The sequence below is a fragment of the Lactonifactor longoviformis genome (genome assembly GCF_042848515.1).
GTDB lineage: Bacteria > Bacillota > Clostridia > Lachnospirales > Lachnospiraceae > Lactonifactor > Lactonifactor longoviformis.
This window is the reverse complement of the sequence record NZ_AP031453.1, coordinates 4,387,077-4,400,000: the sequence shown is the minus strand read 5'-3', so window position 1 is coordinate 4,400,000 and position 12,924 is coordinate 4,387,077. Positions and strand designations below refer to the sequence as shown.

Below are 12,924 nucleotides of genomic sequence, written 5' to 3'. Positions count from 1 at the left end.
ATGCCGTGTAATTGATTATCGGGAGTCAGACTGCACGAGATAAGTTGGGCAGTCGAAAGGGAAAGAGCCCAGACCTCCAGCTAAGGTCCCAAAGTGCGTGTTAAGTGGAAAAGGATGTGGGATTTCGAAGACAACTAGGATGTTGGCTCAGAAGCAGCCATGCATTCAAAGAGTGCGTAATAGCTCACTAGTCGAGAGGTCCTGCGCCGAAAATGTCCGGGGCTGAAACACGACACCGAAGCTGAGGAATCACGCAAGTGATTGGTAGAGGAGCATTGTTAACGCGAAGAAGCGGTACCGTAAGGAGCCGTGGAGTGTTAAGAAGAGAGAATGCCGGAATGAGTAGCGAGAAAAAGGTGAGAATCCTTTTGGCCGAATATCTAAGGTTTCCAGAGTAAAGCTGATCTGCTCTGGGTAAGTCGGGGCCTAAGGCGAGGGCGAAAGCCGTAGCCGATGGACAACAGGTTGAGATTCCTGTACTGCAATATAACAGAACTGTGGGGACACGGAAGGAAAGTGGGAGCCGGAAACGGAAAATCCGGTGCAAGCGAGGTAGGAGTTCAGTAGGCAAATCCGCTGAACAATCCGAAGGCGTGATGCGGACCGAACTAAAGTAGGGAAGCCCATGAGCCGGCCGTCAAGAAAAGCCGCTATTGTTTATATTGTACCCGTACCGTAAACCGACACAGGTGGATGAGGAGAGAATCCTAAGGCCGACGGAAGAAGCATTGTTAAGGAACTCGGCAAAATGACCCCGTAACTTCGGGAGAAGGGGTGCCACCGAAAGGTGGCCGCAGAGAATAGGCTCAAGCAACTGTTTAGCAAAAACACAGGTCTATGCAAAACCGAAAGGTGAGGTATATGGGCTGACGCCTGCCCGGTGCTGGAAGGTTAAGGGGAGAGGTTAGACGCAAGTCGAAGCTTTGAACTTAAGCCCCAGTAAACGGCGGCCGTAACTATAACGGTCCTAAGGTAGCGAAATTCCTTGTCGGGTAAGTTCCGACCCGCACGAAAGGCGTAATGATTTGAGCACTGTCTCGACAATGCATCCGGTGAAATTGAAGTACCAGTGAAGATGCTGGTTACCTGCGCCAGGACGGAAAGACCCCATGGAGCTTTACTCCAGCTTGATACTGGGATTCGGTATTGCATGTACAGGATAGGTGGGAGACGAAGAAGTGGTGACGCCAGTTGCCATGGAGTCAATGTTGGGATACCACCCTTGCAGTATTGGGTTTCTAACCAACCGCCGTGACCCGGCGGTGGGACAATGTCAGGCGGGGAGTTTGACTGGGGCGGTCGCCTCCGAAAGGGTATCGGAGGCGCTCAAAGGTTCCCTCAGAATGGTCGGAAACCATTCGAAGAGTGCAAAGGCAGAAGGGAGCTTGACTGCGACACCGACGGGTGGAGCAGGTACGAAAGTAGGACTTAGTGATCCGGTGGTATAAAGTGGGATTGCCATCGCTCAACGGATAAAAGCTACCCTGGGGATAACAGGCTTATCACTCCCAAGAGTTCACATCGACGGAGTGGTTTGGCACCTCGATGTCGGCTCATCGCATCCTGGGGCTGTAGTAGGTCCCAAGGGTTGGGCTGTTCGCCCATTAAAGCGGTACGCGAGCTGGGTTCAGAACGTCGTGAGACAGTTCGGTCCCTATCCGGCGTGGGCGTAGGATATTTGAGAGGAGCTGACCTTAGTACGAGAGGACCGGGTTGGACTGACCACTGGTGTACCGGTTGTTCCGCCAGGAGCACGGCCGGGTAGCCAAGTCGGGAAGGGATAAACGCTGAAGGCATCTAAGCGTGAAGCCCCCCTCAAGATGAGATATCCCATTCTTTAGAAGAAGTAAGACCCCTTGAAGACGACGAGGTAGATAGGGCAGAGGTGGAAGTGCAGCAATGCATGGAGCTGACTGTTACTAATCGGTCGAGGGCTTGACCTGAACACTTAGGGAAGCCGAAGGCAGTGAGGCGAGACGCAAGTCGGGCCGGAACTGGTGAAAGGCAAATCTAAGTACAACGGAAAAGTGTTGCAAAGTGGAAAAAAAAGATGTATAATCGTGTATGTGGTTTTGAAGGTATGGAAATACTTTTAATAAAGAGAAGTAATCCTCGATAGCTCAATGGTAGAGCATTCGGCTGTTAACCGAAGGGTTGTTGGTTCGAGCCCAACTCGGGGAGCTTTTTTACTGTAAAGAAACGAGAAGGCTCCATGGTCAAGCGGTTAAGACACCGCCCTTTCACGGCGGTAACAGGGGTTCAAATCCCCTTGGAGTCACTTTCAAAAAGTACTTGCATATTTTTGAAAATATGGTAATATAATATAATGTATGGCGCAGTAGCCAAGTGGTAAGGCAATGGTCTGCAACACCAGTATCCACCGGTTCAAATCCGGTCTGCGCCTCTCTAAAAGTACCGTAAAATCGGTGCTTTTTTAATTCTTGTTGCATTTCTTGTTGTATAAATGTATACAGTAAATCGTAAGTGCCTGTTATTCTCAGCCGTTGGATTATCCAGCGGCTGAATTTTTACTACATCTTTGTCGTTTGCGCTTTGCTGCGGCAGATCTCCGGCAGTGGTTCTGACCAGTAAAGAAGAAATATTGTCTATTGGCACCTCCCCACCGTCTAAGAATACTTTTAGAACGGTTATAGGGGAAAATTTGGGAAAAGGCTTTTGGGCGTTATGTTATTTCAGAAGCTTTTCTAAGAAATTATTTTAAGGCTACTACTTTAATTGCGATAGCGTTTTTTAGAGAGATTCGCACCACAACGGGGACAATGATTAGAAGTCCAGATACGGATACCATAGCGTTTTCCACATTCATGACAGAACCAGAAATTGTTTGTGGAGAAAACAGGGGCTGTCACGTTGAAGATAAAAATAAATAAAAGTGTAATACCAACCGGATCCTTATAGTAATGTCCTGCGATTGCAGCAATAAAAAGAACCGGGAGATATATACGTAACAGATTCAGCTCCCGTATAGTCAGGAATGCAGGCCCTGTTTTGTGCTCAACATATAAACCGCAGGCAAAGATAATGTCAAAGAAAAGTGTTAGAAGAATGTAGGTTCTTACTGGCAGGGGATCGGTAAAAGGAGAATTGAGGGCGGCTGCTACTATAGTCCATACAAGAATCTGCAATAAGGTAAAATAAATCAGCTTTCTTATTATTCCAATCATAGAACCGTCTCCTCACGTTAAATTTAGAGTAGTATAACAAAAACGCTTTAAATCTGTATAAAGAATGCTGGAAAAATTGGTAAAACAGAAGGGTTACAATGTAAAAGATAATTGCCTTTGTTTTGAATCACCACGCAGCTACCGCTTCTCCTCTTTTGTCTGGTTGGGGTTTTGCATGAAAAGGAGTGTATAAGGATAAGCTAAAAGAGGTTATCTTATATGGAGCTGTAGCGGGAGGTACGGTCTTTCGGCGTGACCAGAAACCGGCCTTGGACTTCCGAACAGCTGCAGTACGGAAGAGGAGTATGGCCGGCGTGCTCTTGAAACACTAGAGAATGACAAGCTGCTGTTTGAGCAGTTTTTAATTATTTATGAAATCTGTTGCCCGGGGGCAGATAAAAAATTAAAGCAAAGGAAAAAATGTTGTGAAAAGTAGCAGATGGAGAAGCATATCAGAGTCAACGAAAACCGTATGGAAATTACTCACATGGAACTGGACGGCGATTCTTTTGTTCGAAGTAATATATAAGATTTTACTTACTGTTATGGCTCAGTTTGGGGAGAGTATGATTATCTATGCCCTGGAGGCGGCAGATGTAAACTATCTTACAAACCAGAATATACTGGAGGTATTGAAACATCCCGTCTCCCTTATCTCCCTCCTGGCCTTTTTTATTCTGTTTATCTATGTTTCCTTTGTGGAGATAGCGGCAATCATTTTGTACTGTGATTGTGCCAGTGAGGGAAGGAAAACAGGGGTAAGGTGGCTTTTGCTTCACAGTCTCAAAAGGGCATTGGCTATCTTTCAGCCTAAGAATCTGGGGATGAGTATTGTAGTACTCCTTCTTATGCCTCTGACCGGGATTGTTTTTGTGTCAGGTCCTCTGGGCTCACTTAAGATACCAGGTTTCATTTTAGAGTTTATAAAAGGACAGCCGCTGCTTGGTTTCGCGTATTTTGGTATCACTTTGCTGTTCTTATTCTATTTCCTTCGATGGATTTTCAGTATTCCTGAATTTGTGTTACATCCGTGCAGCTTTAAGGAGGCCAGGATCAAAAGTGTAAAGCTGGGGAAAAGAAAAAGAATCAGAATCTTTTTGTTTGTTCTGATCGGAAGTTTATTTATCCATGTTATGGCCCTGGGGAGTAAAGCAATTTATGTTTTGTCACTTTTGTTTTGGACCAAATTTACTGCGGGCCCCGGGGAGGCAGAGTATGCATTCTGGTTCTATTATTATAGACAGTCTGCTGTGGGAACGATTCTTTTTGCGTCTGTACAGGCTGTTTTTCTTATTTCTGTAGTCATGGCAGCATACTATAAGTACCAGGGCATAACGATAGATACGGTAAAGAGAAAAGGTACCTGGAGGAAGAAAGCCTATAAGTGTTTGCAGGTGCTGGCCTCCTTTTTCTGTGTGACTCTGTACGCAGAAATGATATATCCTCTTCAAAATGATATATTTAAGAATGAGAATATACAGATTGTGGCACATAGGGCCGGAGCTGTATTTGCACCGGAGAATACATTGGCTGCCCTGAAAGAAGCGATCCGAAGCGGGGCAGACGCCGCGGAGATCGATGTCCAGCAAACAAAAGACGGCGTGCTTGTAGTGATGCATGATACAGATTTTAAGCGGATTGCGGGAGTATCACAGAAGATTTGGGATGTAACCTACGAAGAGTGCAGAAGATACGATATAGGAAAGCATTTAATGCAGGGCTTTGAAGGAGAGTATCTTCCCACACTGGAGGATATGTTAAAAGAGGCTGATGGTAAGATAAATCTAATGATAGAATTGAAGAGCAGCGGACATGAACAGAAATTAGAAGAGAAAACCGTGGAGTTAATCCGCAGATATCATTTTGAATCCCAGTGCACAGTTGCATCAATGGACTATTCCATCCTTGAACGTGTGAAGGAGCTGGATCCCCATCTTAAAACGGTGTATATTGCAGCGTTAGCCTATGGGGATATGACAGAACTGAACGCTGCAGATGCATTTAGCATTGAGGAAACTTTTATTACGCCCCAGCTGCTGGCACAGGCCTCTGTTCTGGACAAAGAAGTCTATGCATGGACAATTAACGATGAGAAAAGTATGAAGAGGATGATAAAAATGCAGGTAAACGGAATTATCACAGACAACACGTATTACACCTCTTATATACTGAACACAAAGGGACAAAGCGAGTGGGTAATGGATTTGGCAGAAAAGGTATTATGAATGTACCGGCTGAATGATTCCGTCAATTCCTGATACTCCAATTTCCAAGAGCGTTTTCTTAGTTGAGATAAAATTATCATCCATCAATGTTCCCCAGCTGTGGGCAAACTGAGCGGTATCTCTGTCAATGAGGCTGCGAAGCATTGACTGGGATAGGCTCTGCCAGCCGGGAACAGTTTCCGCCCCGGTCTCATCCAGCCGCAGGACACTTCCTTTCAGCAGCAAAATGGTAATCTGACGATATATTTCCTGAATAGAAGCAAGCGGACAGCAGTGAACTACAGCCTGCATACATGCGCTGATGACAGAGACCATAGATTTTTTTTCCTGAGGGATGGACAAAGCCTGCTGAATGGATAAAAGGTATGCTTCCGTGAAACTGGGAAAGCTGAATTTTATTACAGATTCACCCGTGACAGACAGGAATTGAAGGGCCTCCAGAAAGTCCCTCAGATTATCGTCAAAAGTCAGTGTCTTTAGTTTATAGGGAATACTGGAGTCTCCAGGAAAAATTACACGGGTGCCCACTCCATTGAGAGTCTTTGCTACACCCAGCTGATTGAGCAATTGCATGGTGCGGCGGATTGTAATAGGAGACACGTGATAGATATCTGCTAAAACGGAACCGTTGGGCAGCAAGGTTCCAATAGGGTATAGACCCTGATTGATTTTGCAGATCAGGTCGATGGCCACAATATCACAGTAGCGGGTTCTTCCTTTATGGGGTTCCCAGACAAAAGGCTCCTTTTCCCCCCGGAGCATGTGGGTATTCCTAAGGTATTGGCCAATCCTCTCAAAGAAAGCTGTACTTAGGGACTCCAGCTGCTGAATAAGCAGCCGGGGAGTCTTTTGGGAAGCGTTCTGTGCACACTGCAGGAGGGAGACGGCAGTTCTTTCTAACAGCAAGTCCGCCTCTTCCTTTCCATAAAGGGCATTCAGGATATCAAGGAAGGCGCTTTCTGTAAAGAAACCGATATCATAGTACAGACTTAATACCGTGCGGCTGCCCAGGGCGTGAAGATACTGATGAAAGGTTTTGTAAAGAAACTTCCCGTAATGAATTGGGCCGGGCTCCTGCCCAGCCTCTTTGGGGGAAGCAGAGGGCGCTATCGCATACATACCCTGCATACAGATAGCAGGGGAAATCAGATGGAGGCTTTTGCAGAGATCTTCCACGGCGGCTGCACGGTTTCGAAACACCGTGCTGTCAAGGTAATTCGCATATGGCTTTGCCAGGATAACCGTTGGTTTTCCCCGGCAAAGCCGGACAAGGCCATTTGTCTCAAGGCGCTTTAGTGCCCTCTGGGCCGGACAATAAGAGACTCCATATCCCAAAGCAATCTCTTTGGCAGATGGGAAGCGCTCCCCATGGTCAAAAAAGCCCAGCTGAATCTGTCCGGCAAGACTCCGGTAAATGGTTTGTTCCTGACTGTTGGAGTAAGACATATGTACATCCTTTCATTTCTCAGACAATTGGTAAAATAACTGTTGGAGGATTCATGGTTAACCGATCCATTTCTGCAGTACATGCATCAGCTGCTCTACATCAATAGGTTTTGCAATATGGTCATTCATTCCCACACTGCGCGCCTTGCCCACATCAGCCACGAAAGCGTTGGCAGTCAGGGCCAGAATGGGAATGGTATGTGCGTCCTTCCGCTTCATGGAGCGGATCGTTTTAGTGGCGGTATAGCCGTCCATCTCAGGCATCTGAATATCCATAAGTACGGCGGCATAGTAACCGGGGGGAGAAGTCCGGAAGGCATCTGCCGCATGGAGGCCGTTTTCCACCGCATCCACAGTTAATCCCCGCATCTCAAGCAGTTCAGTGGCAATCTCACGATTCAAATCATTATCCTCAGCAAGAAGAATATGCTTTCCGGGCAGTCCCGGATGGTTTACCTCTGCGGGGACATCAAGAGAATCCTGATGACTGGTGGAGAGGAATAGCTGCAGAACATGGAGCATTTTAGATTTAAAGAGAGGCTTGCTAATAAAGGCGTCTGCCCCTGCACGGACAAACTCATCTTCAATGTTGGAGTAGTCATAGGCGGAGATGATAATGATTGGGACATGATCCCCAAGCTGTTCTCTTATGGCTTTCAGGGTTTCCAGTCCATCCATCTTTGGCATCTGCCAATCCAGGATAACAGCAAAGTAATCATCCTGCCGGTCATGGGCACGGGCCACGCTCTCCACAGCTTCAAGGCCTGATAGTACCCAATATCCCCGCATGCCCAGCTCATTCAGAAGTGCTGTGGCATTCTCACAGACAACCTCATCGTCGTCTACTACCAGTACAGGGAGTCCTTCTAATTCTTTGTCGCAAACCTCTTCCTCATTGATCCACGCAAACTGAACGGAAACTGTAAACTGTGAGCCTTCCCCCGGCTGACTTTTGACATCGATAGAACCGTTCATCATCCTCACAATATTCTCTGTAATGGCCATGCCTAGTCCCGTTCCCTGAATCTTGCTGATGCGGGAATCCTCCGCTCTGGAGAAGGGCTCAAAGATATGAGGAATATAGTCGCTTTCCATACCAATCCCGTTATCCCGGATAATAAATTCAAACTGGGCTTTCTGTGGATTCAGGGAGGGAAGCTCGTTGATGAACAGACTAATCTTTCCTCCGTCTGGGGTATATTTAATAGCATTGGACAAAAGGTTCATGAAGACTTGCTGCAGGCGGTCGCCGTCCGCTATGATTTTTTCGTGGCGGACCTGTCCCACACTGATCTGGAATTCCAGCTGCTTTTCTGCAATGAGCGGTTTGCACATATCTGCTACATTTTGTGTAAGCTCCGGAAGATTAACCTCCTCCGGCATAAGATCAATTTTTCCGCTTTCTATTTTAGACATATCCAATACTTCGTTAATAAGACTGAGAAGATGGCGGCTGGAGACATTAATTTTATTCAGGCAGTCATGCACCTTTTCCGGTGAGCCGAGACTAGCCTGGGCAATGGCGGCCATTCCCATAATGGCGTTCATAGGAGTACGGATATCATGGGACATGGAAGACAGGAAATTGGTTTTTGCAGAACTGGCCACCTGTGCTGTACGGTAGGCATCTTCCAAAGCCCGGCGCTGGCGCTCCTGCTCTTCCCGTTCCCGGGTTACATCAATCCCTACCCGGTAGTAGGAGGGGATCCCATCCCAGCTGTCCTCCCCGCTTATGTAGCATAACGTCATGGTCAGAATTTTGATCTCTCCATGGTGAGAGATTACTCTGGCCTCTATCACTGCGCTTTCCCCTGTTTCACGAATCTTCTGCATAACCGCTGTTACACGGCTCTTATCCTCAGGGTGAATATAGGTGCACCGATAATGGAGTTCCTTTTCAAGCTGTTCTTTCGTGTAGCCAATCACCTGCAGAAATTCAGCCCCGTACCAGAGGATGGACTGGCAGTCTCTGGCGTCAATCCGTACAAAACCGCCGGGGATGGTTCTGAGAAGGGATTCCCTCTCCCTGTCCTTCTTGGCAAGTTTGTATTCCGTGCTGTACATATCATGAGACAGCTCGATACGGGCTCTGCGGCCTTTCCAGTTTACAATACGGTTTTTAATCATAAAGGTCCGTTGCAGCACAGGGTTATCAAATTCCCATCGGTAAAATGCATCTTCCTGCAGCCTGTCATTGGTACAAAAGGGACAGGGAGAGGTACGTCCCTGAATTACTTCGTAGCATTTCCTTCCCAATATGGATTCGCTGCGTGCCTGAAGCGTCTCACATGCAACAGTATTTACAAATAGAAGCTCGTAGGTATCCATATCGCTGATATAGACATTTCCAACATATTCATCCATCATCCATTCAAAATACCGGGTTTTCTCTTCCCGGGCCGAAATAATGTCATGGATATCCGTATATACGGCCAGAAGAACAGGATACTCATTGGAGGGGTCCCGGGTGATAGTGCCTGCCATGCGGACCCATCTGCTGTCATTGTCCTTTCGGGGCATCCGGCAGTCCAGGGTAAAAGTCTTCTCTCCGCTTTCGAGGGCAGCAAAAGCGGTGTCTTTTATTTTGCGAAATTCCTTGCGGTGTCTCTCATAGTATTGAGACAGACTTGGAAAGAGCGTCTGGTATTCGGATGCGGTATACCCCGTGCTCTGGTAAAAATATTCATTTGCACAAAGGAGGGTGAGTTCCTTATCTAATCTATATTTGCTGGCACTTATGCCAAGGGTGTCTGTAAAGGTGTCCCGGTAACCTTCCATAAAAGTTCTCCTTTGTTAATGATAAATGTATTTGATGGGGCCGTATTGCGGTAATCTAGATCATATTATATCTAATCAAACCTGTAAAAGCAATACAATCCTGTGATTTCTGCGGGCGGCCCGCCGGCGGCAGGAACACTGGAGTAACGGGTGATTTTTGCTTTTGTTTTGCATGCAAATATGATACTATTGTATTTATAAGCAGGTTCTGCGCCAGCGTGAGAACCTGCCCAGAGCATTTGCAAAAATGTGAGAGGGATAAGAGGATGGAAGAAAAAGCACCCAAGTATTATGTGATAAAAAAGGATATTATCAGGAAAATTGAGACGGAGGAGTATACTGCGGGGGAAACCATACCCAGCGAGCGGATCCTTATGGATTACTATCAGGTGAGCAGGATTACCATCCGCAAGGCCGTGGATGAACTGGTTATGGAGGGATATCTGTATAAGGTGCAGGGAAAAGGCACCTATGTAAAGACAGATGAGAACAGCCATGACTTATTTGCCATTACAAGCTGTACAGAGGATGTCAGGAAGATGGGGATGACCCCTACGAAACGAGTGATTGTATCTCAGATAGTGCCTGCAGACAGGAGCAGGGCGAAAGCACTGGGACTTCTTCCGGGGGAGGAAGTTTTCCGCCTTGGCAGGGTATTGTATGCCAGCGGGGAGCCGTTGAATTACACGGTGACAAATCTCCCGTATAAGCTTTTTCCCAGGATAGACCGGCATGATTTTGCGGCAGAGTCCCTGTACGAGACCCTGAACAGTGAGTACGGCTGTACGCTTACAAAGGCGAGAAGAACTCTGGAAGCTGTTTTGGCTACAGACGAGATCGCCGAGTATCTGGACATAGGGGTGGGTATGCCTCTCATTAAGTTTGGATGTACGACTTATGGAATGATGGACGGGGAGGAACTTCCGGTGGAACGTTTCCACTGTTATTACCGGACAGACAAATATAAATTCTATATTGATCAGATAGCATCAGAAAATAACGCTTAACGTAAAATAATGGAACAGACAGAACCAGTTTTCCAAAAGGCAGGGCCTTGGGAAACTGGTTCTGTTTTTCCCCTGAACCAATGGGGAACATGCTGCAAAATAAAAAAGATAAAATTTTTCTTGTAGAAATTTTATGGATAAAATTGTAGAAAATCACCAAAAAACTAAAATATCAGGGTAATCTATTGACAAAAACGGATAAAGGAGTAATATAAAAGCACAAGTGGTCATGACGACATAACGACATAATATGATGAGCTGAACAATACAAGAAAAAGGCAGGGAGAAGATGGAGGAAGAACACATACCCAAGTATTTCTCACTAAAAAGAGACATTATTCAAAAGATTGAAATGGAAGAATATGCAGGAGACTTGCCCATACCCAGTGAAAGGGAAATGATGGAGAGCTACCAGGTAAGCAGGATTACCGTGCGCAAGGCCATTGATGAACTGGTGAAAGAAGGATATTTATATAAGGTCCAGGGAAAAGGTACTTATGTAAAATCCGATGAGAACAGCCAGGATCTGTTTGCCATTACCAGCTGTACGGAAGACGTACTGCGGCTGGGACTCCAGCCCTCCAAGCGGTTAGTGACGGCAGAATACATACCTGCGGACAGCAAGAGGGCAAAGACGCTTCATATTACTACAGATGACCGGGTTTTCCGTATGGGCAGAATTCTGTACGCCCAGGGAGAACCGCTGAATTACACGGTCACTTATCTGCCGGAAAAGCTATTCTCCGGCATCGATCAATACGATTTTGTGAATGAATCTCTGTATCATGTCATTCCCCGCCAGTATGGGATACGCATAACCAAGGCCAGGAGAACCATAGAAGCAGTTCTTGCCAAGGACGAGATTGCGGAATATCTGGACATTGAGGAGGGAATGCCGATTATACTCTTCGGTTGTACAACCAGTGGCATTGTAAATGGGATGGAAGTTCCTATCGAGTACTTTAAGTGCTACTACAGGACAGATAAGTTTAAGTTTTCTATTAACCAGATAAGATAAAGGAGGAAGAAAGGATGAAAAAAGGAACAAAGAAATTTTTAGGAGGATTACTGGCTGCTGTGATGGCTGTAGGTATGCTTGCAGGCTGCGGAGGTGATTCCGGGAAGGAAGACGGAAAGGAAGCGGCAGCAGGGGGCAGCGATGTTAAGATGGCTATCGTATGCTCTAACTCCGGACAGAACGACAACGGGTATAACCAGTCAGCCTGCACAGAGGGAAAAGAGATTGCAAAGGAACTGGGGGCAGAGTGCAAGATTGTGGAACCGGTAAACGGGGTTCCGGCAGCTCTGGAAACTCTGGCAGAGGATGGTTATAATCTTATCTTTAGCCTGGAGTATGATTTTGATGCTTTAATCAAAGGCGTTGGAGGAGCGAAACCCATCGCAGAGCAGTATCCGGATACCTGGTTCGTGGTATTTAACGACAATCCCAACAGAGACGATAAAGGGGAAACAATCCATGACAATGTAATCTCTGTACTGTTTGATGTGCACGAAGCATCCTACCTGGCAGGATACCTGTCTGTGTATATGAATGAAAATATGGATAAGCTGTTCCCAGAAGGGTATTCTTTAACTCCGTTAGATCAGTCCAGAGGAATCGGATTCATCGGAGGAACAAACTCCAACGGTATTCTGGTTTACTCCTACGGATTTATCCAGGGAATCAACAAGGCAGCAGAGGAATTAAATGTAAACTATGATTATTATGCAAAATACGATGCAGGATTTACAGATCCCGCACTGGGAAGCACTGTGGCAGGAACATTCTATGAAAGCGGAGCCAATGTGGTTTTTGCAGATGCCGGCGTGGTAGGTGACGGAATCACTTCTAAGGCAAAGGAAGTAGGTAAGATTGCCATCCAGACAGATGCGAATCTGGACGATCAGCAGCCCGGACATGTATTAACCAGTGTGCTGAAGATCACAGGAGTGCCGGTAAAAACAATTACTCAGGCATTTGCAGACGGAAAGATTAATGAGATGGAAAAGGAACAGAGCTACAATCTTGCCTCCGGCGCGACAGGCATTACCGATTTGGCAGAAATGAGTAAGCATGTGGCAGATTCTGCTGCATGGGACGAGATAAAAGCTAAGACAGATGAAATCAGTAAGCAGATTCAGGACGGATCCATTGATGTTGTTAATAAGCAAATCGGAGAAGAATTCGATCCCGCAACCTGCCCTCATGTTACCATTAAAACAGAGTAGGAACAGCGGAAGAAGAGGGGCCTTTGAAATAAGGCCCCTGTCTGAAAAGGAGCA

Annotated in this window: 7 protein-coding genes, 3 tRNA genes and 1 rRNA gene (1 of these 11 cut by a window edge); 8 read left to right on the top strand and 3 right to left on the bottom strand. The window is 46.4% G+C overall.

Features of this window, described 5'->3' with window-relative positions; genetic code table 11:
* From ACGHCT_RS20045 to ACGHCT_RS20030, 4 genes are all read left to right on the top strand, one after another.
* Window positions 1-1,943, top strand: a 23S ribosomal RNA gene (locus ACGHCT_RS20045); it begins 949 nt to the left of the window's first position.
* 166 nt (window positions 1,944-2,109) lie between these two features.
* Window positions 2,110-2,181, top strand: a tRNA-Asn gene (locus ACGHCT_RS20040).
* Between the two features lie 25 nt (window positions 2,182-2,206).
* Window positions 2,207-2,278: transfer RNA gene (locus ACGHCT_RS20035), tRNA-Glu, on the top strand.
* A 54-nt stretch (window positions 2,279-2,332) separates the two neighbouring features.
* Window positions 2,333-2,404, top strand: a tRNA-Cys gene (locus ACGHCT_RS20030).
* A gap of 328 nt (window positions 2,405-2,732) precedes the next feature.
* Here the strand turns inward: ACGHCT_RS20030 and ACGHCT_RS20025 are convergent.
* A complete protein-coding gene (locus ACGHCT_RS20025; protein WP_072854440.1) occupies window positions 2,733-3,185 on the bottom strand; it encodes a hypothetical protein in 453 nt (150 codons plus the stop codon).
* 425 nt (window positions 3,186-3,610) lie between these two features.
* Here ACGHCT_RS20025 and ACGHCT_RS20020 point away from each other — a divergent pair, with 425 nt between their 5' ends.
* A complete protein-coding gene (locus ACGHCT_RS20020; RefSeq protein ID WP_390437311.1) occupies window positions 3,611-5,410 on the top strand; it encodes a glycerophosphodiester phosphodiesterase family protein in 1,800 nt (599 codons plus the stop codon).
* Here ACGHCT_RS20020 and ACGHCT_RS20015 read toward each other — a convergent pair.
* Entirely contained in the window at window positions 5,405-6,856 is a 1,452-nt protein-coding gene (locus tag ACGHCT_RS20015) for a GntR family transcriptional regulator (protein WP_072854442.1), read from the bottom strand. The two genes, ACGHCT_RS20020 and ACGHCT_RS20015, sit on opposite strands and share 6 nt — an antisense overlap.
* 57 nt (window positions 6,857-6,913) lie before the next feature.
* Window positions 6,914-9,634, bottom strand: a complete 2,721-nt coding sequence (locus ACGHCT_RS20010; RefSeq protein WP_072854443.1) for a response regulator — start codon at window positions 9,632-9,634, stop codon at window positions 6,914-6,916.
* 266 nt (window positions 9,635-9,900) lie between these two features.
* Between ACGHCT_RS20010 and ACGHCT_RS20005 the strand changes: the two genes are divergently transcribed.
* The 3 genes from ACGHCT_RS20005 to ACGHCT_RS19995 all read left to right on the top strand — a co-directional run bounded on the left by ACGHCT_RS20005 (window position 9,901) and on the right by ACGHCT_RS19995 (window position 12,870).
* The gene (locus tag ACGHCT_RS20005; protein ID WP_072854444.1) at window positions 9,901-10,641 is read left to right on the top strand and encodes a GntR family transcriptional regulator; all 741 of its coding nucleotides are present in this window, start codon (window positions 9,901-9,903) and stop codon (window positions 10,639-10,641) included.
* A 289-nt stretch (window positions 10,642-10,930) separates the two neighbouring features.
* The gene (locus tag ACGHCT_RS20000) at window positions 10,931-11,659 is read left to right on the top strand and encodes a GntR family transcriptional regulator (RefSeq protein WP_072854445.1); all 729 of its coding nucleotides are present in this window, start codon (window positions 10,931-10,933) and stop codon (window positions 11,657-11,659) included.
* A 14-nt stretch (window positions 11,660-11,673) separates the two neighbouring features.
* The gene (locus ACGHCT_RS19995; RefSeq protein ID WP_390437310.1) at window positions 11,674-12,870 is read left to right on the top strand and encodes a BMP family protein; all 1,197 of its coding nucleotides are present in this window, start codon (window positions 11,674-11,676) and stop codon (window positions 12,868-12,870) included.
* The last annotated feature ends 54 nt before the right edge of the window (window positions 12,871-12,924 follow it).

Bases quoted from the DNA above. Each gene is read 5' to 3' on its own strand.
- ACGHCT_RS20025 (WP_072854440.1), bottom strand. From the start codon at position 3,185: ATGATTGGAATAATAAGAAAGCTGATTTATTTTACCTTATTGCAGATT.
- ACGHCT_RS20015 (WP_072854442.1), bottom strand. From the start codon at position 6,856: ATGTCTTACTCCAACAGTCAGGAACAAACCATTTACCGGAGTCTTGCC.
- ACGHCT_RS20010 (WP_072854443.1), bottom strand. From the start codon at position 9,634: ATGGAAGGTTACCGGGACACCTTTACAGACACCCTTGGCATAAGTGCC.
- ACGHCT_RS20005 (WP_072854444.1), top strand. From the start codon at position 9,901: ATGGAAGAAAAAGCACCCAAGTATTATGTGATAAAAAAGGATATTATC.
- ACGHCT_RS20000 (WP_072854445.1), top strand. From the start codon at position 10,931: ATGGAGGAAGAACACATACCCAAGTATTTCTCACTAAAAAGAGACATT.
- ACGHCT_RS19995 (WP_390437310.1), top strand. From the start codon at position 11,674: ATGAAAAAAGGAACAAAGAAATTTTTAGGAGGATTACTGGCTGCTGTG.